The organism is Rhodanobacter sp. C05, from assembly GCF_002001165.1.
Classification (GTDB): domain Bacteria; phylum Pseudomonadota; class Gammaproteobacteria; order Xanthomonadales; family Rhodanobacteraceae; genus Rhodanobacter.
The window spans coordinates 130,051-155,476 of record NZ_MUNQ01000006.1; the positions used below are offsets into that span (position 1 = coordinate 130,051).

Consider the following 25,426-nt stretch of genomic DNA (forward strand, 5'->3'; position numbering starts at 1 on the left):
GACTTGGCGTCCATTGCGCAGCGCCGGCTGCTAAGGTAGGTCTCGTCGGGAGCATGGGTAGCTACGGCTGCCGTACTCGCACGATGGGCACGTGGCCGCTTCAACCCGACGTCAACGGGAGCCTCGAAAAACCCTCGATGACGTCATCCCCGCGGCTCTCAACAGCCGGATGGCTGGTCAAGCGAGAGGCCTTTGCAACAGCGAAGCTGGCCATCCATCTTGATCTTCCGAAACAGCAATTTGGATTCCCGCTCGCGGGAATGACGAGCGAAAAGCGGTTATTCGAGGTTCCCGTCAACATGAATCTCACCGGCGAGGAGTTGACCGATGTCTTCCGAGTCTGATCCGTCGCCGGTGACTTCGGCCACGAATCGTGGGATCACCATTGTTGCCAGTGCCACCGTGCTGGCGTTGCTGTACTTCGGCAGGGAAGTGCTGGTTCCGATCACCCTCGCGCTGATCCTGAGCTTGTTGATCGCCCCATTGATGCGTGGTTTGCGCCGGCTCGGGCTGGGCCACACGCCGTCCGTGCTGATCGCCGTGCTTGCACTTGCCATGTTCCTGGTGGGGCTGGCGACGGTGATGGGCTCGCAGGTCGTGCACCTGGCCAGGAGCCTTCCGCAATACGAGGCGACGATCCACGCCAAGGCCCAGACGCTGCGCGACGTGACCATCGGTCGCATGGAGCTGATGCAGGGTGAAGCCGGCAAGGTGATGGGTCAGCTCAACGATCGCAGTACCGACGAGCCGGCGGCATCGGCCGCTGTCCAGCGAGGGCTGGTTGCTTCGACCAGGACCATCCCGGTCGAAGTGCATGCACCACCAGCGGGTCCGATGACGGTGATCACGCGGATCCTTTCATCGATCTGGGTGCCACTGCAGACGGCGGGCATCGTGCTGGTCGTCCTGCTGTTCGTCCTGCTGGAAAACGAGGCCTTGCGCGATCGCTTTATCCGCCTCGCCGGCGGCACGGATCTGCGCGCCACGACAGCGGCGATCAATGACGCCGGCGAGCGTCTGTCCCGGTTCTTCGTCTCGCAGTTCGCGGTCAATTTTGGTGTGGGGGCGGTGATCTGGCTGGGGCTGGTGATCATTGGTCTGCCCGATGCGCCGCTGTGGGCGGCGCTCACCGCCGTGCTGCGGTTCGTGCCGTATGTCGGGGTCTGGATCGCGGCGATTCTCGCCACCTTGCTCGCGGCGGCGGTCGGTCCGGGCTGGTCGCTGATGCTGATGACCGTGGGCCTGTACGCGGTGGTCGAGACGATTGCCGCGCAACTGGTGGAGCCGCAGTTGTATGGACACACCACCGGCTTGTCGCCGCTGGCAGTGGTGGTTGCCGCAATCTTCTGGAGCTGGTTGTGGGGACCGATCGGCTTGATCGTATCGACGCCACTGACCCTGTGCCTAGTGGTCGCCGGGCGCCATGTCAGGGCACTGAACCTGCTGGACATCCTGCTCGGCGATACGCCGGCATTGACGATGCCGCAACGGTTCTACCAGCGCGTGCTCTCGGGCGATGCCGACGAGATCATTGCCGACGCGCGCATCTTCCTGAAACGCAAATCATTCGCCGCCTACTGCGATACGGTCCTGCTGCCGGCCCTGCAGCTCGCCCGCATCGACCTGAACCAGGGCGCGATCAGTCCCGTTCAGCAGATCAAGGTTCGCAGCGCGATCGTGAGGGTCATCGATGCGCTTGGCAGCGAGACGCGCAAACGATCTCGCTGGAATCGTCGCGTTTCTGTCCTCGGTGACTCCAGTCTCGGCCACCTCCTGCGGCAGCAACGCGTGGACGCCAGCGGTCGCTGGCAGGGACCGCTGGCGGTTGCCCCAGGGTCCGTGGTGCTTTGCGTGGGTCTTGGCTCCACCGTGGATGATCTGGTCACGGAAATCCTCGTCCGCATCCTGCGTGACCTCAGCATCGACGCACGCCACCTTACGGTCGAGGACATCGAGGCTTTTGAGGCCGAGCCGCCGCCGGAAGCCACGCCGGACGGGGTCTCGATGGTCTACATCGTCAGCGCTGTCCCGGCCGGGTATCGGGAGCGTGGCGATGCGGTGGCGATGGAAATGCGCCGCCGGTTTCCCGCGGCATGCATCATCGCCGTGCAGCTTCCGGAACTGCTGACAACGGCGGAGTCCGTCACGATCAGCCACGATGTCAATCAACTGGCAAGCTCGTTCGAAGAAGCGGCGCAGCATGCGATTGCCCGGTTCCCGGCTGGCGACCGGCACCCTGCGCGATAAGGCTCATGCTTGCTGCGGCCGTCACATGGCTGCTGCCATCGTCGCAGGGTTTGCCGTATCCGGGCACAAGCGTCGGTCGCGGTGGGAGTTGCGGAAAGAGATACGGCCGGATCCGGCCAGCGGATGCGCGGGCGATGGGCAAGTTGCACCAGAAACCGGGCAACGCTCGGGCCCATCGGTGCTGGCTGAGGACCGAACCGGGTGTTGGCATCGTTTCATAGCCGTTTGAACCGGATCGTTTGAACCGGTCTGGGACCATCGCTGACGGTGGCCAGAACCCGTACGGTGCTTGCCTTCCGCAGCAGACGGTCTGCGTCGGAGTCGACCCACGTCGGAGCGGGGTTTCCGCAGGTGGATTCGGTGGCCGGCGCGGTTATGATAGCCAGTCAGATTCACCACTCCGGCCGCAACTCATCGCATATTTGCGACCGACTCAACAGAGGACATTCCCATGGCACGCGGCATCAACAAAGTCATCCTGGTCGGCAATCTTGGCGCGGATCCGGAAATGCGCCATACCGGTGGCGGCACGGCGGTCACCACGATCAATCTTGCTACGTCCGAGTCGTGGACCGACAAGCAGTCCGGCGAAAAACAGGAGCGCACCGAGTGGCATCGCGTGAAGCTGTTCGGCCGACTGGCCGAGATCGCCGGTGATTACCTGAAGAAGGGCCGTCAGGTCTATATCGAAGGTTCGCTGCGCACCGACAAATACACCGGCAAGGACGGCATCGAGCGCTACTCGACCGACATCATCGCCAGCGAAATGCAGATGCTTGGTGGCAACGAGGGCGGCGGTGGCGGCGGTGGCGGCCAGCGTGAGCGCCCGCAGAGCAGCGGCGCCGGTGGCCAACGCCAGAGTGGTGGCCAGTCACGCGGTGGCGATGATTACGGCAGCCAGCAGCGCCAGGCACCACCACCGGCTGACAGCGGTTTCGCGGATGACGAGATTCCGTTCTAGGATGTTAGTTAGCTTCAGTTGTACATAAATTACTTCGATGGCAGGAATTCACATTCCTGTCATTTTTTTGGTCATGTTTTGTGGTAGATCACTACGTTTGACTGATTGATCGTAAACGGACTGATTGATCGTAAACGGAGATCAACAGTGGATATGGGTAAGGCAACTGGCCCTCGATTTTTCGGGGGTTTTGCTTTTCTAAGTCGGACTTTGGCTCACTGACCAATAAGGAAGTGATAGCCATCGATCAGGGTCCGCTTGGCGTGCAGGCGAGCCGGGTGGCCAAGCACGGCGTGGGCCCCGCCCCTGAAAGGCGGCGGTTGCGCCGTCGTCCTGCTGAATCGCAGCAAGGCCAGCCACCCGATCACGGTGACGTGGGAGGACTTGCACCTTCCTTCATCGTTGGGTCTGAAGATGCGCGACTTGTGGACTCACCAGGATTTGTACGGGGCCAACGGCAGCTTCTCCGTGGAGGTGCCGTCTCATGGCGTGGTGATGGTTCGGCTGGACTGATTCGTCGGGTTGTTGTCGCTGGTGCAAAACACCAGCCGCCTGACCGCTTTCGCCACCTCGCTGCCCGCGATCGCCTTGATCGCTTACGGCTCAACTGGCAGTTATCGGCCAGAAGCGGACGGTCAGTCTCATGAAGTGTCGACGCAGGATCAGGGCGAGGGATGCCTGACCTGCTGTTGGCCATGTCCATAAAACAGTAACCCGATACCGATCAGCAGTGCCGAGCCTCCCACCACCTTGAGCAGGAACAGGCTTGGATTGCTGCTGTCGGCGGGCGGAATCATCGAGGTGACGATTGCCAGCAAGGTGACCGCGAAACCGGTCAGTGCGGCCAGCCAGCAGCCGAGGGTGCCGCCGGGCGACAGGTTGACGCCTTCATTGCGGCCGGCAGCGCGGCGGCGCAGCAGCGGAAACGCCAGCAGGATGTAGAGCAGGGGCAGCAGCGACATGATGGCGGTCATGTCGACCAGGATAATGTAGGCCTCGTGGATGCTTGAGCCGGACAGCGCCGCCGCCAGTACCAGCGAAGTCAGGATGCCCTGTGTGATCAAGGCCACATGGGGCGTGCCGTATCTGGGGTGCAGACGCCCCAGCGCGACGGGCAGGTAGCGATCGACGCCCACCACGAAGGGCAGGCGGGCTGTGCCTGTGACCCACGCGGAGATGGAGCCGATCGTGCCGACCGTAACCAGTGCCGCAGTCAGCGAGCCGAACATTGGCAGGCCGATCCGTTCGCCGATCGCGGACAGCGCCTGCGGGATGCCGGCGATGATGTCGATCGTCGACGCGGGCAGCGCGACCAGCAGGGATGCCGTGCCGGCGATATAGATGGCCGCAATGACGACGCAGGAAATCAGCGTGGCGCGCGGAATCTGCCGGCGCGGGTCCTTGATTTCTCCACCTAGGATCAGCCCGAGTTCAAGACCCTGGAAGGCAAGGGCCATCGTCGCGAAGGTGGAGAAGGTCGCGAGCTTGCTGAAGTCAGGCAGCACGTTCGCCGTGGTGATCGCAGTGGCCGGACCGAACCGGTACGCGGCCACCGCGCCGGCAACGAGGATGAGTGCCGCCGCCGACCAGGTCGCGATGCCGCCGATGTTCTGCAGCCACTTGGCGCGTTCGAGACCGAGGATGCCGAGCCCGGTCGCGGCCCATAGCACCGTCAGGCAGTAGACGAGGTTGTAGCTGCCGTCGCCGGCATGCGCCAGCCCGCGATCGCCGCCGACATGCAGAAAGATGCCGGCGCTGAACAGCAGCGCGAACGGGAAATAGACCAGGTTGGAGACCCAGTAAGTCCAGCCGGCGATGAAGCCATGCACGTCGCCGAACGCGGTCTTCGACCACAGGTACAGGCCGCCTTGTCCGGGCACGCGCGAACTCAGTTCGAGCACCGCCAGCGCCAGGGGAATGAAGAAGCCAACGAGTCCCAGAAGCCACAGCATCAGGCTCGAAGGCCCCACCTGCGCTGCCATCGACAGCCAACGCAGCGCGACGATCGCCGCGATGTTGAACAACACAAGATCTCGAGTGCCGAGCACACGATGCAGGCCAGGTTCATGCGTTGCTGCCGGCGTGGTGGTCATCGTGCGCTTCCCTAGGTGAGCGGTGGATTCAGCAAAAAAACGCAGCGGTTAGTGGGTGCCAAGGAAGCTTTTGCCCGTCATTCCAGCGAAAGCTGGAATCCAGCGTCTTCGTGCCTTGCAAGGGCACTGGATCCCAGCTTTCGCTGGGATGACGAGCTATTCAGAACATCCCTGACGCCCAAGCTCGATACCACGATGGTGGCGAGGCTGCAGCAGGTTCCATCGTCTGCCGCGCACCCCAACCATCGCAGCACCTTCGCCCGAATCAGGCGGCGGCGTCTTCCGCTGCCTGCTTGCTGAAGCCGGTCGATGCAGCTGAGGGCTTGCTGCCGATCTCGCGCAGCGGCAGGCCGGCCATCAGGTTGCGTTCGATCTGTTCCAGGGAGACATTCTTCGTTTCCGGGATCAGCACGAAGGTGATCACCAGGAAGACGAGATTCAGCGCCGCATACAGCCAGAACGTTGCAGCGTTGCCGATGCCGTTGAGCAGGGTCAGGAAGGTGGCGCCGACGATCATGTTGGCGACCCAGTTGGTGAAGGTCGAGCAACCGATGCCGAAATCGCGGCCCTTCAGCGGCTGCACTTCCGAACACAGCGCCCAGATCAGCGGGCCGGCGGACATCGCAAAGCCGACGATGAAGGTCAGCAGCATGGCCACCGTGAAAATCTGCTCGCCGTGCGTGGCGATGCCCAGATGCATCATCGTGCCGACCAGGCCCAGGCCCACCGCCATCACGCTGAAGCCGGTGTACAGGATCGGCTTGCGGCCCCAGCGGTCGACCAGGCCGATCGCGATGAAGGTGGCCAGCACGTTGGTCAGGCCGACCACCGCGGTGAACCACATCTGTGCCGAGGTGGCGTAGCCCATGTCCTGGAAGATGCGCGGCGCGTAGTACATCACCACGTTCATGCCGGTGAACTGCTGCATCACCTGCAGCAGCACGCCCAGGCCGACCGAGCGACGGAAGTTGCGATTCTCCAGGAACAGGTGCCAGCCGCGTTGCGGCATCTTCAGCTGCTCCTCGATGTCGGCTACTTCACGCGCGACATGGCCGGCATCGCCGCGCAACTTCTGCAGCACGTCGGTGGCCTCCTGTTTGCGACCGCGCATCATCAACCAGCGTGGGCTGTCCGGCAGCAGGAACAGGCCGAGCAGGAACAGGATGCCGGGAATCGCGATGATGCCCAGCATCCAGCGCCAGTTGCCGCTGTAGCTGAAGGCGGTATCGGACAGGAACGCCACCAGGATGCCGATGGTGATCATCAGCTGGTACAAAGAGATCATCGCGCCGCGGATATGTTCCTCGGCCACCTCGGCCAGGTACAGCGGTGCGGTGAAGGTGGCCACACCGATCGCCAGACCCAGGATCAGCCGCGCCGCGACCAGTGTCTGCGGCGACCATGCCATGCCGCTGAGCAGCGAACCGGCCACGAACAGCACGCCGCCGAGGATCAGCGAACGCTTGCGCCCCAGCGTCGCGGACATCCAGCCCGCGCCCAGTGCGCCGATCGCCGCGCCGAGCATCATCGAGCTGACGATCCACTCGATCATGTGATCGGAGATCTGGAACTCTTTCTGGATGAACTGGGTGGCGCCGGAAATCACGCCGATGTCCAGGCCGAACATCAGGCCGGCAAGCGCGGCCAGCATGCAGGTGAACAGGGCCGTGGTGCGGGACGGACGGAGCGGGGATGTCGCGACAGTATTCATGAAGGAAATCCTGCAGGCCGTGGATGGCGATGGGCGGTTGGATGAGCAGCGGTTTTCATGGAGTGATTCTCACGCCGGCATGCCGACGAAACGTGGCTCGGGCAGGCCGCGCACATCGAGCCGCGAACGGAACAGCGCGCCGGCGTGGACGTCGGCGTCCAGCTGCGCTGCGGACAGTCCATCGCGCGCGCTGGTGACATACAACGTGTCGAGATCGGGACCGCCGAAGGCGGGGCGGGTCGGCTGGCGCGCCGGCACCGGCAGCATCTGGCGCAGCGAGCCGTCAGCGGCATAGCAGACCACGCGAGCCAGGCCCCATTGCGCGTTCCACAGCGAACCCTCGGCGTCGACACACGAGCCATCCGGTTCACCGGCAACATCGCCCAGGTCCGCAAACAATTGCGGTGTGCCCAGCGTGTCGCCGTACTCGCAGCGCTGGATGCAGCGTGCCGGCGAGTCGCAGTAGTACATCGTGGTGCCATCGGGACTGAAGGCGATGCTGTTGCTGATGGCCACCTTAGGCAGTGCGATCTGTTCCAGACCGAGGTCGGCATTGAGCCGCCAGAAACTGCCAAGTGCCTGCTTGCTGCCCTCGGCGGGCTCGTGCATCGTGCCGAACACGAAGCGGCCCTGGCGATCGCAGGCGCCGTCGTTGCAGCGTGTCGGCAGGTCGGGTTCGATCTCGTGCAGTGTCTGCAGCTGGCCATCGGCGAGGCGGAAAAACGCCAATCGCGTGGTCAGCGCCAGCAGCAGCCAGCCATCGTTTTCGCATAGCGCGAACGAGGCGAGTCGCTCGGGCATCGGCCAGTGTTCCAACGCACCGCTGACAGGGTGCAGGCGGTACAGCGTGGCGTGCTGGATGTCGGTCCAGTACAGCGCCTGCGCTCGTTCGCACCAGACGATGCCTTCACCCAGGGTATTGCCGGCGTCCAGCGCAACGTCCATCGGCGCCAGTACGGTCGGCACCGTCATACCCAGCCGCCGTCCACGATGAAATCCTGTCCGGTACACATGCGGCTGTCGTCGGCAGCGAGGAACAGGGCGGCGCGTGCCAGATCCTCGGCCATCAGGAAGCCGGGCATGCATTGCGTGCGCGCAATCTCCTCGCGACCGGCATCGTCCAGCCACAGGCGCACCTGCTTGTCGGTGATCACCCAACCCGGCACCAGACTGTTGATACGAATCTTCTGCTGGCCGAGTTCGCGCGCCATGCCGTTGACGAAGCCGTGTACGGCGGCCTTGGCCATCGCGTACAGCGGATAGCCTGCATTCTTTTTCATCCAGCCGGTGGAGCCCAGGCAGATGATCGAGCCGCCGCCGAGCTGACGCATGTCGGGAATCACCGCCCGGGTGGTGAAGATCTGGTGACGCAGGTTCACCGCCACGTTGCGCTCGAAGTCGGCCGCGTCGATGTCGGCCAGTGCATGGCGTGCGTCGTTGGCCGCGTTGTTGACCAGCACGGCAATCGGTCCGATCTGCGCACGTGCCGCAACGATCGCAGCATGAAGCGCGTCAAGGTCGGTGAGATCACAATGCAGATAGTGCGGTGCATGCGGCACGTCGGCGAGCGACGTACATAGCGACGCCGCGCTGGCATCGTCCACATCGAGAAACGCCACCCGCGCACCCTGGCGCGCGAAGCCTTCGACGAAGGCCGCGCCGATGCCGCTGGCGCCGCCGGTGATCAGCACGCTGCGACCGATCAGGCTGGGATAGCTGGCGAACGAAGGCATCAGCAGACTCCGGAATCGAGGGAAGGCATGCTCACCATTCGGCGACACTGCCATCGTCGTGGCGCCATAGCGGATTGCGCCAGCGATGACCGGCTTCGGCACGCTCGACGACGTAGGCTTCGTTGACCTCGATGCCGAGGCCGGGGCCACCGGGAATCGTGACGTAGCCATCTGCGTAGGCGAATACATTGCGGTCGACCACATAGTCGAGCAGGTCGTTGGCGGCGTTGTAATGGATGCCCAGGCTCTGTTCCTGGATGAAGGCGTTGTGGCACACCGCATCGAGCTGCAGATTCGCCGCCAGCGCGATCGGCCCAAGCGGACAGTGCAGCGCCAGCGCCACATCGTAGGCTTCCGCCATCGCGGCGATCTTGCGGGTTTCGGTGATGCCGCCGGCGTGCGAAGGGTCGGGCTGGATGATGTCGACGCCACCCATTTGCAGCACGCGCTTGAAGTCGTAACGCGTATACAGGCGCTCGCCCAGCGCGATCGGTGCCGGCGCGATGCTGGCGAGTTCCGGAATCGCATCCAGATGCTCGGACAGCACCGGCTCCTCGATGAACATCAGCTTGTACGGCGCCAGTTCGCGCATCAGCACCTTGGCCATCGGCTTGTGCACGCGGCCGTGGAAGTCGATGGCCAGGCCGATGTTCGGGCCAACCGCCTCGCGCACGGCCTGCACGTTCTCCAGCACACGCTCGACCTTGGCGTGGCTGTCGACGAAGTGCATCTCCTCGGTGCCATTCATCTTGACTGCGGTGAAGCCGCGTTCGACCGCGGCCTTGGCGGCCTTGGCCGTATCCGCCGGGCGGTCGCCACCGATCCACGAGTACACGCGAATGCGCTCGCGCACCGGGCCGCCGAGCAGCTCGTGCACCGGGACACCGAGATGCTTGCCCTTGATATCCCATAGCGCCTGGTCGACGCCGGCGATCGCGCTCATCAGGATCGGGCCGCCGCGGTAGAAGCTGCCGCGGTACATCACGTTCCACAGATCCTCGATGTGGCGCGGATCCTTGCCAATCAGGTAATCGGAAAGTTCATCGACGGCGGTGGCCACGGTATGTGCGCGACCTTCCACCACCGGTTCGCCCCAGCCGCAGATGCCGGCATCGGTGTCAATGCGCAGGAAACACCAGCGTGGTGGCACCAGGAACGTAGTGAGTTTGGTGATCTTCATGCACGGTGTTCCTTGGATTTTGGAGAGACAGCCGCCCATGCCTGTGCAAAGGCATGGGCGCGATGGGCGACTTCATCGGCATCGAGGCCGGGCGCATAGAGCGCGGAACCGATGCCGAACCCCTGCGCGCCAGCGGCAACCCATGGCGCCATGTTGTCGGGCGCGATGCCACCGACCGGCAGCACCGGTAGCTCTTTGGGCAGGACGGCACGCCAGGCCTTGAGTGCTTCAGGCGACACCTGGTCGGCGGGAAACAGCTTCAGGCCGTCGGCGCCAGCCGCCAGCGCAGCGAACGCTTCGGTGGGCGTGGCGACACCGGGCACGCAGACCATGCCGGCTTCCTTGGCTGCGCGGATCACGACGGTGTCGGCGTGTGGCATCACGATCAACCGGCCACCGGCGACGGCGACTTCTTTTACTTGTTCCGAGGTCATCACGGTGCCGGCGCCGATGAGATAGCTGTCGCCGAGAGACTGGGCGAGCCGACGAATGCTTTCCATCGGCTGCGGCGAGTTGAGCGGCACTTCCAGCACGCGAAAGCCGACATCAGCGAGCACGTGGCCGATGCTCACGGCTTCGTCGGGACGGATACCGCGCAGGATCGCGACGAGGGGCAGGGGATTGAGCCAGGAGCTCAGCATGAAGAAGTTTCCTTGGGCGCCGCGGACGAGTCGGTGCTGACCAGGCCGATATCGCAGGCAATCTGCCACAGCCCGTGCGCGGCGGCGTCCAGCAGGGAGTCGGCGAGATCGAGGTTGAAATGGGATGCGGCCAGTCGGTAACGCGCGCACAGCGCGGCATCGCCAATCAGTTGGAGCGGTGCGTCGTGGCGGAAACGATTCGTGGCAAGGCTGGAACGCAGCTCCTCACCGATCAGCAGGCCGGAGAGATATTCGGGCACCGCGTCCGGCGCCAGCGCACCGTCGAGCATCAAGGCGCGGGCGGAGAACAGCAGGCTGAATGCTCCCGCCGTGCCGCTGTCGCGTGCCGCGATGACACCGCGCGCAAACGCGTCGGTGTCCGCCGTGGCATCACCCGAGCCGGTGCATAGGATCGAATGCTGCCGTAGCAGCGCAAACAGTTCGCCCGTCATCAGGGTACGGAAATCGGCCACGGCGCCATCGCACACGCGGGCCCACTTGCTGTGCGTGCCTGGCAGGATCCAGGTGGAATCGGAGATCAGCACCGGGTGCAAGGTAAGCGCGCCCAACAACTGGGTTTCCTCGCCGCGCATCACGTCGGGTCCTTGCGGGTTGCGCAGGCCGGGAACGATATGGACGTCCAAACCATCCTTCGCGCGCAGGCTGCGGACGGCGCTGCCGAGCTGCGCCGTGTCGGCGGGAAGGTCCATATACGGCACTTCCAGCCAGCCCTGGTGGCTGCCGACCATGCCGCAGGCCAGTCGGGGCAGCCGGGGCCAGTCCGCGGTGATATCAGTCAACGCAGCATCGAAGCCGCCATCCGGCAGATGGCGAATACCCCAGGGACGCGCCCGCGTTTCGCGGATTTCGCCAGCCTCATCGAGCCAGTAGGCGCGCAGGCTGGACGTACCCCAGTCGAGTCCGATCAAACCGCTCATGGATTCAGGCTTTCCCCATGGCACACCGACATGGATGTTATGCGCATCACGGCGTGGGGTCCTTCCAGATCAGCGTCTGCGCCGGAGCGAGTGGCACCTGGCCGTGCACGATCTTCGCGCTTGCCGGAAGCACGGGGGCAAACGGTTGCGGGTTGTAGTTCACCATCAAATCAAAGCCGCCGCGCCAGTCGATGAACACGCCCTTCGGCAGATCCTCGATCGCCACGTCCGCACGTTGATAGACGCTGCGCACAATCTCGCGTTCCAGTTCGCCATCATCGGTCGACACGCCAATCATGGTGACGCTGCCCTTGCCCAGCTTGCGGGTGGTCGCCGCCGCCTTGCCGGCGTAGTAATGATCGGCATACGTGGCGAGCACCTGGGTACCAGGGCGCGGCGTGAGTATGTCGGCCCAGCGGTGCCACTCGTACGTCTTCCCACCTGCAGCGACTTTCGCGCTGGCGTTTGACGGCAGCATGTCGAAGCCGTCGACATCGTCGCCGATCAGATCGAGGATCGGCGCATACCACGGGCCTTCATGGAACTGGCCGAGCTCATTCTTCTGACCGGTGCGGCTGGTCAGGATCAGGTGACCACCCTGTTCCACATAGCGCCGCCATTTGTCCGCCAGCTGCTGGCTGACCATCTGGTAGGCCGGTGCGATCAGGAACGGATAGCGGTTGAAGTCATCGTCTTCCGCAACGAAATCCATCGGCGCGCCGGTACTCTTTATGGCCAACGTGTAGCCGTTGCGGTAGGACCAGCTGTTCCACAGCGTGGTTTGCGCCTCGACGACACCATCGATCGCGTCGAAGCCGTGCAGGGCGGCACCTCGGTGCTCTACGGCAACGGCCAGCCCGGTCTGATCGCCAATTTCATTCTGAAGGAAGGTTCCTCGACGCCTGGAGGCGACATTGGCGTGACCTACGGCTCGGAAGGCATGGAGCGGCTGGACGGCTTCTACGGCTTCCCGATCGGCGGCAAGGATAGCGGCTGGTATGGCAGCGTGGGTGGCTTCTGGCGCAAGTCCGACGGTGTGCGCGATCCGCAGTTCGCCTCGGACAAGGGCGGTCAGCTCACCGCCACGCTCAGCCACGATCTGGAACATGGTTCGCTGATGTTCTACGCGCGCGACCTGAAGGACAAGAACCAATGGGTCACCGACACGCCGATCTACAATCCGTCCGCGGGCAAGTTCTCGCCCTATCCGGGTTTCAGCCCGCTCACCGGCACCTTCGGCAGCAACGCCGACCGCTACCAGTTCCTGCAGACCACGCCCTGCTTCACCAGCGGCTGTACGCCTGGCGGGCAAAACATCGACATGGCCAACGGCCAGGGCGGTGACATGCACGTGGTCGGCGCCAACCTCGACCTGGATTTCGACAATGGCTGGTCGCTCTCCGACAAGGCCATCCTTGTCGGCGGCGACATGGACACCACGGCGTTTTTCAGCACCGGCGCCAACCCGACCTCGCTGGGCGAGTACATCACCAGCTCCGTCTCCGGCTTCGGCCTGCCCTCCGGCGGCACCGCCACGGCGGTCTACACCAACAACGGCAAGCCGGCGGACTTGAACCAGAACGTCACGGTGCAGAATCCTGAGTACATCCACAAGCGCATCCACTCGCTCAGCAACGAGTTCCGGTTGAGCAAGGAAATCTTCGACGGCAACACGCTGACCTTCGGCAACTACACCGCGGTGTACGGCATGGACCACTCCGAAGACGATGGCCTCAACATGCTGTTGCAGGCGAAGAACAACCCGACCCCGATCGCGGTGGACTACACCGTCGGCGGCAACGTCTACCAGCTCACCGACAAGCAGGGCCTGTTCTGGGCTCCGGGTCCGGCGTCGTGGATGGCGTTCAACGAGGATTGGCACGCCACCACCACGGCGTTCTACCTCGCCGACGAGTGGACGGTGGGCAAGTGGCGGTTCGACGGCGGCGTGCGCTGGCAGCACGACAATATCGGCGGCAACTTCCAGAACACCGCGTCGGGCGATCTCGACGCGAACCCGAACACCGTCTACAACAACAACGCCGAGTACCTGATCGACAGCTGGACCCATTACGGCCAGAACCGCGGTGCGGCGTCGTGGACACTGGGCGCCAACTATGCGCTGGCCGACAATATGAGCATGTACGGCCGCGTCAACAACGGCGCGTTCCTGCCCAGCTTCGACGACATCGTGAACCTCGGCAATCCGCCGACCGAGCACATCCACAACTACGAGATAGGCTTCAAGTATCAGGCCTCGTGGATCTACGCGGATATCGGTGCGTACCATCGCCAGTTCATCGGCGTGCCGTATTCCATCCAGCTGAGCACGGGGCTGGTCAGCCTCGTCTATGGTTCGATGACCAATGGCGTCAACGCACAGGTGATGCTCAAGCCGTTCGAGCGCTTCTCCGTTGCGCTCAGCGGCAACTACATGCACGGCCATTACAACCGCTACGCGGGCTGCGTGACGTATCAGGCGCAGGACGGCAGTTACCTATGCAGCAGCATCTCCGGCATGACGGTGGATCGCCAGCCCGAGATCCAGTACCGCGTGACGCCAGCCTACGAAGTGCCAACCAGCTGGGGCAGCCTGAAGTTCTGGGCCACCTACGAGCACATCGGCAACCGCTTCAGCGATCAGCTGATGCAGCAGCCGATGGGCAGCTATTACGACGTGAGCTTCGGTGCCAACGCCAACATCGGCGAGAACTGGATGCTGAGTCTGCGCGGCACCAATATGACCAACCAGATTGGCATCACCGAGGGCAATGCCCGCCTGTTCGGCTTTGCCAGCAGCGGCGGGGTGATTCTCGCCCGCTCGATCGAGGGGCGTGAAGTCAACTTCCAGGTCAAGTACAAGTTCTGAAGATCTGGGCAACGATGACCGTTGTCATCCGGGAACCTGCGTCGCGTCGGCTGCATCCGTAGCCGACGCGACCTCCTCACCAGCGGTCTGCACCAAGGAACGTATGTCATGCGCCAACCCGTCAAACTCCTGATCATCGCTGCGACTATCGCGGTTAGTCTTGGTGGCGTGGGCGCATGGGCTGAGCCAGTCAACCATCAGGCCGCTACCAGCTATCTCGATGTACTCGACCTGCATGGTGCGCCGCAGACACCGACGGATCGAAGCTTCAACATCTTTTTCGACGCTGGGTCGTGGCATGGCTACAGCCTGCCGGTTGCCGGCGATCTAGCGACAGGCTTTTCAGGCCCCTTCGTGCACAGTCTTGGCGATGGCCAATGGGTCGGCGCACGCTTCGCGCAGTTGGCACTACGCGATACCACCAACAAGCAGCGCATCACTCTGAGCCCGATCGATAGCCACGCGGCGCCGGGCTATCTGGTACGCCAGTTTTTCGGCCCAAACCTGACCGTGCGTCAGACCTTGTTCTTTGCCGATTCCTGGCATGCCTTGGTGCGGATCGAACTCAATGCGACAACATCGCAAGACGTGGATCTTTCCGTTGCCGGGCGCGTGATGCCCCAGCAGCAGGCGGGACTGGTCAAGGACGGCGATACAGTGGCGCAAACCTTCGCCAACTCGAACTCGAAGCTGACCACGCGGCTTCATGCTGACGGCACTCCCATTTACCGGGTCACGCTGTCGGGAGCCGACTATCGCATCGCCCTGGACCAGCCCCTGCATCTGAAGCCGGATCAGACGGCGACAATCTTTGTCGAGCAAACCCTGGTTTACGACGTCCATGCCGACAAGCCAACGCCCGTCGATGTCGCTACGGCCTGGACGCAAAATCGCGCACGCTGGGATAACTATCTGAAGTTCGTGATATCAAGCCGCCTTGCCGGTCTTCCCGACGAGGTCGCACGACGGGTTTCCGTCAAGGCCATGCTGACCTTGCTGGGCAACTGGCGAGCGGCGCGTGGCGACCTGCATCACGACGGTGTCATCCCCTCGTATTCCAACCCCGACTTCAACGGATTCTGGGCCTGGGATTCGTGGAAGCATGCAGCGGCGCTGGCGCAGTTCGCGCCGGAGCTCGCGCGCTATCAAATGCGCGCGATGTTCGACTATCAGGCCGCCGACGGCATGGTTCCGGATTGCATCTATCTCGACAAGGCGGGCAACAACTGGCGCGACACCAAGCCTCCGCTGGCGGTGTGGGCAGCGCTGGAAATCTACCGAGCCACCGGCGACAAAGCCTTTCTGGCCGAGATGTACGACAAGCTGGTGCGCTATCACCGCTGGTGGTTCACGACGCGTGATCACGACCACGACGGCATGGCCGAATATGGTTCGACCGACGGCACCAAGGTTGCCGCCAAGTGGGAAAGCGGCATGGACAACGGCGTTCGCTTTGACGCCATCACCATGCTCAAGAACGGCAATAACGCCTGGTCGATGGATCAGGCGTCGGCCGATCTCAATGCCTACCTGTACAAGGAAAAACTTGATCTGGCGCAGGTCGCGGCCATCCTCGGCAAAACCCAGGATCATGCGCAGTGGCTGAAAGAGGCCGCGACGATGAAGACCGTCGTTCAGATACACATGTTCGACAAGACGCGCGGTTACTTCTTCGATACCAAACTGGGCAGCGGCGATCCCGTGCGCGTTTATGGTTCGGAAGGCTGGACGCCGCTGTGGGCTGGCGTGGCAAGCCCCGATCAGGCCAAGTCCGTGATCCGGGTCATGCTTGATCCGAGCAAGTTCGCCACCTTCATGCCACTCCCCACACTGGCCGCCGACGACCCGCACTTTTCGCCGATCAAGGGTTATTGGCGCGGTCCGGTATGGCTCGATCAAGCCTATTTCGGTGTGGAAGCCCTCAGGAATTACGGCTATGCCCAGCAGGCCGACGAGATGGCGCGCCGTCTGGTACTCAACGCCAAGGGTCTGACGAAGCAGGCGCCCATGTATGAGAACTACGACCCGTTGACCGGTCAGGGTTATCAATCACCCAATTTCAGCTGGGCTGCCGCCAGCTATCTACTGTTGTTGCAGAAGAGGGAGCGTAACGGCCTCGATCTCACCCCCTGACGTCGTCCCTTTTGTACCTGTACCGGGGCCATTATCGGTTGATGTGATTGCATTTGGAGTCTTTGCGAAGCCAATTCGCAACAGTTCGACAGAATGGATCAAGCAATCATCCGGAGTGTCGCCTCAAGGGCAACGATTCCATTGACGTACAGATCATTTTTGCGTCTGTCGCATCCAGGCATGTGCCGAACAATTGGGCAGCCTCCTGCAGCTCCAGACTGGACAGTCCGCAGTAGCCAAGAAGAAGGCCAGGTGTGGCGGGTCTTGCATGGTAGTGCGGCGCTATCGGGTACAGTCCGAGTCCGCGCTCATGCGCGTAATCGATCAGAGCCTCCAGTTGTGTGTGGTCGTAATCGCGCAACCAGACCACCACATGCATGCCGGCATGCGAATCAGCAATCTGGATACGCTCACCGGCATAACGTCGCAGCCCATTGATCAGCACTTCGCGGCGCGCCTTGAGCGTTCTCCCCATTTGCCGCAGATGTCGCTCAAAGCCTCCGCTCTCCATGAAGTGCGCCAGGGCGGCCTGCTCAATCACGGGATTGCAAATATCAGCCAGATATTTGGCGTTGATGAAATCCTGACGCAGTGCTGCTGGCAACACCATGTAGCCCAGACGCATCGAGCCGAACAACGTCTTGGAAAACGTACCCACGTAGATCACGCGGTCGGCATCGTCGAGCGAGCGCAATGCTGCCAGAGGTTGGGAGTCGAAGCGAAACTCGCTGTCATAGTCGTCCTCCAGAATCCAGCTTTGTCTTGCTTCGGCATAGCGCAACAGCTCCAGGCGTCGTGACAACGACATGGTCGGTCCGGAAGGGAACTGATGAGAAGGCGTAACACAGATCAGGCGGGGTGCTTGCATCGGCAACTCGGCGCATACCAAGCCTTCGCGATCCGTGCGCACGGGTAGCAGATTGGCCCCGTGCGCAGCGAATGATTGCCACATGCCGAAGTAATGCGGTTCCTCCATGACAGCGGCGTCTCCTTCGTTCAGCAGGACACGCGCGGTCAAGGCATAGGCTTGTTGTGCACCATTGATGATGAGCACGTGGTTCGGATGCGCATCAACACCGCGCCGAAGCGCCAGATAGCGACAAATCTGCTCACGCAAGGCAAACAGTCCTTGCGGGTCTCCCCGTTCAAGCGGGGTGTAGACCGCAGCGTGAGCGAGTTCACGGGCCCAGATGGTACTCAACGCCGGTTGGGTCATCGGTTCGCCATATTGCATATTCAGACGCAGCCCGTGATGGCGGCGCGTAAGCAATGGATCTCTCTGCGTTCTCGCACGCTTTGCGTAGCGCGACGGTGCCGCGATGGGCTCCCCTTTCAGTAAGCGAAGTGGTGGAGAGGCTTGCAAGTTGCTGACGTAGCTGCCAGCGCCAACCCGGACATATACGAAGCCTTCGGCGCGAAGTTGTTCATAAGCCGCCAATGCGGTGATGCGCGACATGCCGACTTCCTGGGCAAGTGCGCGGGTGGACGGAAGGCGCGTATTGGCTTTCAATCGCCCGTTGAGAATGGAAGCTTTCAAGGCACGGGTAAGTTGTGCGTAAGCCGGCCCTTGGCCATCGAATTCGAGGAACATGGAAACCTCAACAAAGGGTTGTGCCGTTCATGCGGCAGTCCGGATCGGCACGATGCATCCGCAGCGTTCTCGATCGATATTCCTCAATAGCATTCTGCGGCGGCGAGCCGACCAGCCAGTCGCGCGCGCCGCCGGCCGACGGCGAAATTCACCGTCACTTCTGTCGATGTGCCCGGCGTCGCGTCTGTCACCTTATCGACCCAGCACGACCGCCACGGTGCCTGCATTGATAGCCGGTGTGGCAACGATTCGGGATGATTCGTCGATTGCCCGCGGGACTATGGTCAGCGGCCCCACGCCCAGCTGGCGCCGCGCCTCCATCATGCTGGCTTCGCGTTGTGCCTGCGCGAGCTCAGCCGGCGAATGGGCGACAATGGCCAATACCGCGAAGCCGTTGTCGAGTTCGACAATCTGCTCATCCTCGTGGGCGATGGCTGCAGTGCCGATGCAGGTCAGACCGACAGCGAGGGTTGCACCAAGAATCAGACGTTTCATGATGTTCTCCCGACGGGCGGAATGCCCGTAGGCAGGATCCTAGGCGGGCGCTGCGGGCGCTGCCTGAGGAAATCTCGCTAAAATCGTGAGGTGTTTGCTAGGTTATCTACGGAAACGGGCGCGATTCGTTGGCGTGAGTGGCCGGGAGAGTGCTTTGTCTTTGCTCTGTCGCGTCGGGCAGCGCAGTCGACGCAGAGGGCGGTGGCGCATTCATGGCGCACCTGAGCCGATGGATCCAGGTGCTGGCAAGTTGAAATGTGCCTTTTAACCCATGACGGACATTACCGATGCTTGCAGAATCAGCGTAAAGGTGGGCAACACCCGCATCTGTTTCAGATGGCGCTGAAATGCTGTTCGGTCAACAACAAAGACCATACTTGGCCATACCGAGACTCGCGTCAGACTTGGTGTAACCTGAACGGGAGCAGGAGCGGGAATGGAGGTCGAACAAATGGCTGTAGAGTCCGCCCCTGCTGCGTGGATTGCATTCGGTAGGGTCGAGATCGACACCTTGGGCCATCGCTTGTTTGTCGATGGCGAGGAGGTCGCGCTCGAGCGCAAGGCATTCGCCGTACTCGTGCTGTTGGCGCGCGAACCCGGCCGGGTGTTGAGCCGTGACGAGATTCTCGACGTGGTGTGGGGGCATACTCATGTCACGCCTGCCGTACTCAGTCGCATCATCGCGGTGTTGCGTCATGCGCTCGGCGAAAGCGGCGAAGAAAGCCCTTATCTGCATACCGTGCATGGCATCGGCTTCCGCCTCGATGCCCAGGTGCGATCCGCCGGGTCGCGTAAGGAGTTGATTGCGGGCAGGGCATCAGCGGCCACGGAACCCGTGTTCTTGCCGGCCCTCACCAGCGATGTCGTCGCGCCACCGGCCGCAACGGCAGTGAGTCCGGTAACGCCCTTGCAACCTGACAAGACACGCCGGCTCGAAAGGCGATTCGTGGCCGTGATCATCGGTCTGCTTGTGGTGGCGGCCGCGCTGCTCGGGTGGCACCAATTCGCACGTCATCCTGCGGACACGGCGCCGACGGTCGATCTCAAGTCCATTGCGGTGCTGCCGTTCGAGAGTCTCAGTACTGACCAGAACAACGCGTATTTCGCCAGCGGCATGCAAGACATGATCCTGACCCAGTTGGTGGGTATCGGCGGACTCAAGGTGATCGCCCGTACCTCGACCGAGAAGTACCCGAGCCATCCGGAAGACGTGAGAACCATAGCCCGACAATTGGGTGTGGCGACGCTGCTCGAAGGCACGGTACAGAAGGCCGGCAATCAGGTATTGATCAATGTGCAGTTGATCGACGCGAACAGCGGCAACCATCTCTGGGCGAAAGCGTATACACGCACGCTGGACAACGTTTTCAATGTGGAAGGCGAGGTCGCGCAGAACGTGGCGGAGGCGCTGAAGGTGCAGCTGACGTCCGCCGAGGCCGCGCGTATCGAGAAAATACCGACCTGGAACGCCGCAGCCTACGATCTGTACCTGCAAGCCGGCGTGCATGCCAATCGTGCCTTCGATGATCCCGAGCTGTCACAGTCCGAATTGCCCTTGGCGATCGCGCTGTATCAACAGGCACTGGCCAGGGATCCGGAGTTCGCGCTGGCCGCGGCCGCGCTGGCACGCGCCCACATGCAGATGTATTTCTTTGCGCCTGATCGCACGCCCGCGCGACTGGCGGCGGCGAAGACCGCCGCCGACCGCGCCCTGGCGCTGCAGCCGAATCTGGGCCAGGGACATTACGCGCTGGGGCTGTATGACTACTGGGGGCATCGGGACTACGCCGCCGCCAGCACCCAACTGGAGTTGGCCCGGCGTGCCTTGCCCAACAGTGCCACCGTGGAACTCATTATCGCCTCGATCGCCCGGCGGCAGGGTCACTGGGATGAGGCGGTGGCGCTGTTTCACACGGCCACCGTACTCGATCCACATAGTGAGTTTGCGTTCAACCAACTCGCCGTGACCTATCAGAGCATGCACCGCTACGCAGATGCCGACCGGGCCTATGTCGGCGCCATCGCGGTGAGTCGGGACCCCGCCGGCAATCGCGTGGCACAGGCCTTCAATCAGCTGATGTGGAAGGGTGATCCGGCACCGATGCGCGCCGCGCTGGCTGCGCTCGCGCCGGGCAGCGAGGCCTACGCCAGCAATATCATGAGCATGTATTTCGAGCGCTGGTTGGCGCGCGATTATGCCGGGGCCATCAAGATAGTCGAGGCGGACAAGGCCGATGACTGGGTCGACCCTAACAATATTGTGCTGCCCCGACGCTTGTATCTGGCGTGGGCCATGCAGGCGGCGGGAGACACGGCCAAGGCGACGGCGGCGTATGCCGAGGTTGCGGCGCGTATGCGCGCAGCCCTCGTCGATCGACCGGACGACGCGGATCTGCATCTGGCTTTGGGATTTGCGTATGCCGGCCTCGGCCGAAAACCCGAGGCCGTCGCTGAAGGCGAGCGTGCGGTCGCCTTGATGCCGGTCAGCAAGGATGCCCTCACCGGACCGGATATGCTCGCGTCGCAAGCACAGCTGTATGTGAGGGTCGGCCAACCCGACCAGGCCATCGCCCTGATCGGGCGCGTGCTGTCCATACCAAATGGCGCCCCCCTGTCGAGCGCCTTGCTCCGGCTCGACCCGGCCTGGGATCAGCTGCGCGACGATCCACGTTTCAAGGCGCTGCTGAAGTCGTCGAACATTGACTAGTCTGCCGGCGCACTGCTCGATAACGCAGACCAGTGCGTGCTGTTGGGTATCGAGCCCCGTCAGATCCACCGTCGGCCGGCCCTGAAATATGTCAGGCACCAGCACCGATATGCGTCGTGCCGTCCAAGGCTTGATCTCTTCGTCCATCGTGCTGCCATCCGTGTTTCCTTTGAAAGCCAATACTTGAGCATGGGTCTACGTCGATGCACAGTTCGCACCTTAGAGAAAAATTCAACAAGGTCTAACCAGGCGTTCGTTCAAAGCGACCGTGCTGAGTCGCCGCAATATTCGAGTGCCGCGCGTGGCGCGTTAAAAGCTTGCTTCGGGTTGTGCCTTCGCGCGATCGCGTCAATCGCATCCAGGCATTCGCCAAACAATTGCGTGGCATCGCGCAGCTGTGCATTGGACAGTCCGCAATAGCCGAGCATGAGGCCCGGCACGACCGGGCGTTCGTTGTAGTGGGGTGCTATGGAATGCAGACCCAGTCCGCGTTCGCACGCAAGGGTTATCAGTGCATCGATCTGTGCATGGTTGTAGTCGGGTAGCCAGACGACGACATGCATGCCAGCATGGGTTCCCCCGATCTCCACGCGTTCGCCGGCATGGCGGTGCAGGCCTTCGATCAGCTCCCTGCGACGTGACCGCAATTCTCTCGTTATGTATCGAAGATGGCGTTCAAATCCGCCGTCCTCCATGAAGTGTGCCAGCGCTGCCTGCTCGATCGTCGGACAGCCACGGTCGTCAAGACATTTTGCGTTGACGAAATCATCGCGAAGCGCCTGTGGCAAGACCATATAGCCAAGCCTGAGCGCGCCAAACATCACCTTGGAGAGGGTTCCGACATAGATCACCCGGTCGCGATTATCAAGCGAATGCAGGGTCGCCAATGGCTGTGAGTCGTAGCGGAGCTCGCTGTCGTAGTCATCTTCGACAATCCAGCATGGCGCTTTATCCGCATAACTCAGAAGCTCGATTCGGCGTGTCAATGACAGAACCGCGCCGGATGGAAATTGATGGGAGGGGGTGACAAGCACAAGACGTGGTGCCACTGCCGGCAATTCGCTGCAGAGCAACCCTTCGTTGTCGGACCGGATCGGAAGCAGGCGTGCACCATGTGCGCTGAACTGCTGCGAAGCGCCCCAGTAATGAGGCTCTTCGATGGCTACGGTATCTCCTTCGTTGATCAGCACACGTGCGGTCAACGCGATGGCTTGCTCGGTGCCGCTGACGATCAGCACACGATCAACGGAAGTCTGTATGCCGCGTCGCAATGAAAGGTAGCTGCAGACCTGTTCACGCAAGGCCAACAGTCCCTGATCAGCGCCGTAACCAAGCGGACTTTGGGTTGCGGCCCGGGACAGCTCCCGTGCCCAGATGGCACTGAGTGATGGGTTGATATGCGAGGATCCGTATTGCATGTCAAAGCGCACGCCGCGATGTCGTTCCGCAATCGACAGACCTTGGAACTGTCGCGCTCGCTCCGCGTATCGCGATTGTGCCGTTATGCTGGTTGTGCCGACCTGAGACTGAGGCATGGTCTCGATCGGTAGTGCGTTGACGTAGCTCCCGGAGCCCACTTGACCATCGATATAGCCGTCCGTACGCAATTGCTCGTAAGCGGCGAGCGCCGTGATGCGTGAACAACCCAGTTCCAGAGCCAGCTCACGCGTGGACGGTAGCCGTGCATGCGCCGCAAGACGCCCACTGAGGATGGCTGCCCTCAAGGCACGAATCAGTTGCCTGTACTGCGGGCCCTGTCCATCAAGTTCGAGAAACATTCAGGCTGTACCTCGCGCGAAAATCGACGGATCGTGAAGCCGGCCTCATTTAGCGACGAACGAAAGGCGGCTTTTTCGACAGCTCGTGCGGCATCAAGCAACGCTATCCTCGAAATGCACGGAATAATCCAACGCTGGCAAATGCGTTGCCATGTGCCGGAAGCCATCCGGCAGCACATCGGATCGATGAACCACCAGGTGCATGGCTTGGTGCAGTCGCAAGTCAGGCGAACTGCAGTGACCAGGCGAGAGGCCCCGTTTGGCCGGTGCGGGTTTGCATCTAAATCTAAGTTGTCTTTCGTGCCGCTCGGTTTTGGTTTCCCGCCGATATGGCAATCTATTGGGAATTGATACCGGCCAGGCACTGCACCAGCTTGTCCAGCGCCACGCTCCAACCTTGTTCGTGGCTCGGTTTGGACGCACTCGGTGTGGACGCAGCTATCAGGTTTGCATGAGTGAAGGTGAGCTCGGTCTCATCACCGATCGCCCGCAGCTCCATCTCGACACGCGAGATGTTGCCGACCTCCTCGGGAGCCCCGCCGAAGGCCCAGCGGAAGCTCATGACCACGCGCTCGGGCCTGACCATCTCTAGGTATTCCCCGCGCGCCTCGTGCTCGCTGCCATCCTGCATCCGGAAGCGGACCAGGTAGTCGCCGCCGACGCGCACATCGCTCTGCGCTGCCAGCACGGGCCCATCGTCCGGCCCCCACCAACTGGCGATGCCTTCGGCGGTGGTGAGCGCATCGAAGACGATCGAGGGGCGCGCCGCGATGCGCCGGACCAGGGTCAAGCTCGTCATTTGTTCTTCCTCTGCATCTCGGCTTCCTTTTTCTCGGCAACGGCGGCGAGCCGGTCGAGGCGCGGCGACCAGAAGCGCTCGTAACGCTCAAGCCACGCCGCGGCCTGCCGCAGCGGCTTGGGGAACAGACGGACATCGACCGTGCGACCCTGCTTCGAGCGCGTTATCAGTCCGGCATCGGCCAGCACGTCGAGGTGCTTCATCACCGCAGGCAGTTTGATCGCGAAGGGCTCGGCCAACGCGCTGATCGATACTTTTTCATCGCGTTCCAGTCGCGCGAGGATCGCACGGCGCGTCGGATCGGCGAGGGCCGCAAACGTGCGGCTGAGGTTCGGAGTGGGATGATTCAGCATCCTAATGCTTCTCCGGGGACGCAGGACTTCCATCGGACCACTTCGATACCACGACGAAGAAAATCGTCATCTGTGGGCTGATGTCCTGGGAGAACACCGGCGCGCCAGGAGAGTTGGCACCCCAGGTCGCGCCGTCGGTATGCGGCATGAAGAACATCAGGTGGGGATGCCAGTGGCCGCTACCATCGTTGATGTAGCCTTGCTTGGACATCATGTAGGACATCGAGCCCGGTAGCGGATCGGGAATAGTGTGTGCCGCCATCGCCGCGTTGGTACGCTCGATCATCTTGGCCTTGGGAACGCCTGACAATACCCAACGTGTTATCTCCAGATAGCTCGGGAGCACGGAACGCACGGCGGCGGGATTCAAACAAAGGGATGTGCGGACCTTGGGATTCCAGAACTCGGGGTCGTCGAACGGGTCGCCCCAGGAACGCTGGACCAGACACACGAAGCCGTTCTTGCCCTTCACTGCAGTTTCGTAGCCTTGGCTTCCGAGCGTCAGTATCTCGGCATCGTTCGAGATCGAGGTCGGTGCGGCGCTGCGCGCCATGGCGATCTCCTCGGATGGGCTGGTAAACCGGAATTGCTCAAAGGACGCCGGGGTCGGATATGGGCCCTTCGTCTTCTCGGCGCCGGCCCGCGTGACCGCGCTCAGCAGCAGAATCAGGCTGCAGGCGCCTGCCCCGATCATTGTTCGCACGGTCCGTCCCCTCTCATATAGTTCACTATATGGTGAACTATATGAGAGGGTTCTCGAGGCTGTCAATCCGCGTTCGGGGAAAAATTACAGACGCGCGGACACAAGATTCCGTGCAACGCCGTGCGGCAACGCTCAGATCGATGACGCCTGGCCATGCTCCGACCAGGCGCATGGCCAGGATCGTGGTGTTTCAGAACACGGGTTCAGCTGCTTCTGGGAATTTGGATCGGACCGTGATGGTCGGATTCCAGCACCACGCCATTCTCCCGCATTGGTTATATGAAAAGAGGGAAAAGTGGTTATAAAAATCTGTTTGACCAACTGTTTCGCACTCATGCCGAACCTGTCCCGTTCAAGGATTGGTCATAAGCGCATTCAGAGAAATGGATATAAAAATTGGTCATATCAAATCATGGCCTCAGTGGATATACCAAGTTTGATTTCGTTTATATATCGTCAAAACATAGTAATCAAAAAAATCGCCGAGCTTCCTG

The 25,426-nt window shown here is 62.1% G+C and carries 20 protein-coding genes; 6 read left to right on the forward strand and 14 right to left on the reverse strand.

Annotation, left to right across the window (positions count from 1 at the left end):
* Positions 1-53 precede the first annotated feature (53 nt).
* From B0E51_RS03260 to ssb, 3 genes are all read left to right on the forward strand, one after another.
* A complete protein-coding gene (locus tag B0E51_RS03260) occupies positions 54-344 on the forward strand; it encodes a hypothetical protein (RefSeq protein ID WP_143525774.1) in 291 nt (96 codons plus the stop codon).
* Positions 328-2,247, forward strand: coding sequence for an AI-2E family transporter (locus B0E51_RS03265; protein ID WP_077443415.1), 1,920 nt, complete (start codon positions 328-330; stop codon positions 2,245-2,247). Before B0E51_RS03260 ends, B0E51_RS03265 begins: the two co-directional genes overlap by 17 nt.
* Positions 2,248-2,698: 451 nt before the next feature.
* Positions 2,699-3,208 carry a single-stranded DNA-binding protein gene (gene ssb, locus B0E51_RS03270; RefSeq protein WP_077443416.1) on the forward strand — a complete coding sequence of 170 codons (510 nt, stop codon included), beginning with the start codon at positions 2,699-2,701 and terminating at the stop codon, positions 3,206-3,208.
* A 662-nt stretch (positions 3,209-3,870) separates the two neighbouring features.
* Here ssb and B0E51_RS03275 read toward each other — a convergent pair.
* From B0E51_RS03275 to B0E51_RS03310, 8 genes are all read right to left on the reverse strand, one after another.
* Positions 3,871-5,301, reverse strand: coding sequence for an APC family permease (locus tag B0E51_RS03275; protein WP_077443417.1), 1,431 nt, complete (start codon positions 5,299-5,301; stop codon positions 3,871-3,873).
* A 265-nt stretch (positions 5,302-5,566) separates the two neighbouring features.
* A complete protein-coding gene (locus B0E51_RS03280; protein ID WP_077443418.1) occupies positions 5,567-7,012 on the reverse strand; it encodes a sugar porter family MFS transporter in 1,446 nt (481 codons plus the stop codon).
* 69 nt (positions 7,013-7,081) lie between these two features.
* Entirely contained in the window at positions 7,082-7,984 is a 903-nt protein-coding gene (locus tag B0E51_RS03285; protein ID WP_077443419.1) for an SMP-30/gluconolactonase/LRE family protein, read from the reverse strand.
* Positions 7,981-8,745, reverse strand: coding sequence for an SDR family oxidoreductase (locus tag B0E51_RS03290; protein ID WP_143525775.1), 765 nt, complete (start codon positions 8,743-8,745; stop codon positions 7,981-7,983). Before B0E51_RS03290 ends, B0E51_RS03285 begins: the two co-directional genes overlap by 4 nt.
* 31 nt (positions 8,746-8,776) lie before the next feature.
* The gene (gene dgoD / locus B0E51_RS03295) at positions 8,777-9,925 is read right to left on the reverse strand and encodes a galactonate dehydratase (RefSeq protein ID WP_077443421.1); all 1,149 of its coding nucleotides are present in this window, start codon (positions 9,923-9,925) and stop codon (positions 8,777-8,779) included.
* Positions 9,922-10,566: a 2-dehydro-3-deoxy-6-phosphogalactonate aldolase gene (locus B0E51_RS03300; protein WP_077443422.1), complete on the reverse strand. Its 645-nt coding sequence runs from the start codon at positions 10,564-10,566 to the stop codon at positions 9,922-9,924. The genes dgoD and B0E51_RS03300 overlap by 4 nt, the downstream gene beginning before the upstream one ends.
* Positions 10,560-11,504: a 2-dehydro-3-deoxygalactonokinase gene (locus B0E51_RS03305; protein WP_077443423.1), complete on the reverse strand. Its 945-nt coding sequence runs from the start codon at positions 11,502-11,504 to the stop codon at positions 10,560-10,562. Before B0E51_RS03305 ends, B0E51_RS03300 begins: the two co-directional genes overlap by 7 nt.
* A gap of 46 nt (positions 11,505-11,550) precedes the next feature.
* A complete protein-coding gene (locus B0E51_RS03310) occupies positions 11,551-12,378 on the reverse strand; it encodes a beta-galactosidase trimerization domain-containing protein (protein ID WP_256364100.1) in 828 nt (275 codons plus the stop codon).
* Between B0E51_RS03310 and B0E51_RS03315 the strand changes: the two genes are divergently transcribed.
* Both B0E51_RS03315 and B0E51_RS03320 read left to right on the forward strand, forming a co-directional pair.
* Positions 12,286-14,373: a TonB-dependent receptor gene (locus tag B0E51_RS03315; protein ID WP_254424389.1), complete on the forward strand. Its 2,088-nt coding sequence runs from the start codon at positions 12,286-12,288 to the stop codon at positions 14,371-14,373. The genes B0E51_RS03310 and B0E51_RS03315 overlap by 93 nt on opposite strands.
* A 108-nt stretch (positions 14,374-14,481) precedes the next feature.
* On the forward strand, positions 14,482-16,506 hold the full coding sequence (locus B0E51_RS03320) for a trehalase family glycosidase (protein WP_077443425.1): 2,025 nt from the start codon (positions 14,482-14,484) through the stop codon (positions 16,504-16,506).
* Positions 16,507-16,612: 106 nt separating this feature from the next.
* On the opposite strand, the gene B0E51_RS03325 is transcribed toward B0E51_RS03320, so the two are convergent.
* Complete coding sequence (locus B0E51_RS03325) at positions 16,613-18,097, reverse strand: PLP-dependent aminotransferase family protein (RefSeq protein ID WP_077443426.1); 1,485 nt, start codon at positions 18,095-18,097, stop codon at positions 16,613-16,615.
* Positions 18,098-18,289: 192 nt separating this feature from the next.
* Positions 18,290-18,592 carry a hypothetical protein gene (locus tag B0E51_RS03330; RefSeq protein ID WP_077443427.1) on the reverse strand — a complete coding sequence of 101 codons (303 nt, stop codon included), beginning with the start codon at positions 18,590-18,592 and terminating at the stop codon, positions 18,290-18,292.
* Between the two features lie 436 nt (positions 18,593-19,028).
* Here B0E51_RS03330 and B0E51_RS03335 point away from each other — a divergent pair, with 436 nt between their 5' ends.
* Positions 19,029-21,299 carry a winged helix-turn-helix domain-containing protein gene (locus B0E51_RS03335; protein ID WP_254424390.1) on the forward strand — a complete coding sequence of 757 codons (2,271 nt, stop codon included), beginning with the start codon at positions 19,029-19,031 and terminating at the stop codon, positions 21,297-21,299.
* 257 nt (positions 21,300-21,556) lie between these two features.
* Here B0E51_RS03335 and B0E51_RS03340 read toward each other — a convergent pair whose 3' ends face one another.
* From B0E51_RS03340 to B0E51_RS03355, 4 genes are all read right to left on the reverse strand, one after another.
* Positions 21,557-23,077: a PLP-dependent aminotransferase family protein gene (locus B0E51_RS03340; protein ID WP_077443428.1), complete on the reverse strand. Its 1,521-nt coding sequence runs from the start codon at positions 23,075-23,077 to the stop codon at positions 21,557-21,559.
* 337 nt (positions 23,078-23,414) lie between these two features.
* On the reverse strand, positions 23,415-23,876 hold the full coding sequence (locus B0E51_RS19080; RefSeq protein ID WP_143525776.1) for an SRPBCC domain-containing protein: 462 nt from the start codon (positions 23,874-23,876) through the stop codon (positions 23,415-23,417).
* Positions 23,873-24,229, reverse strand: a complete 357-nt coding sequence (locus B0E51_RS19085) for a metalloregulator ArsR/SmtB family transcription factor (protein ID WP_143525777.1) — start codon at positions 24,227-24,229, stop codon at positions 23,873-23,875. Before B0E51_RS19085 ends, B0E51_RS19080 begins: the two co-directional genes overlap by 4 nt.
* A gap of 1 nt (position 24,230) precedes the next feature.
* Positions 24,231-24,923 carry a hypothetical protein gene (locus tag B0E51_RS03355; RefSeq protein WP_077443430.1) on the reverse strand — a complete coding sequence of 231 codons (693 nt, stop codon included), beginning with the start codon at positions 24,921-24,923 and terminating at the stop codon, positions 24,231-24,233.
* Positions 24,924-25,426: the final 503 nt, after the last annotated feature.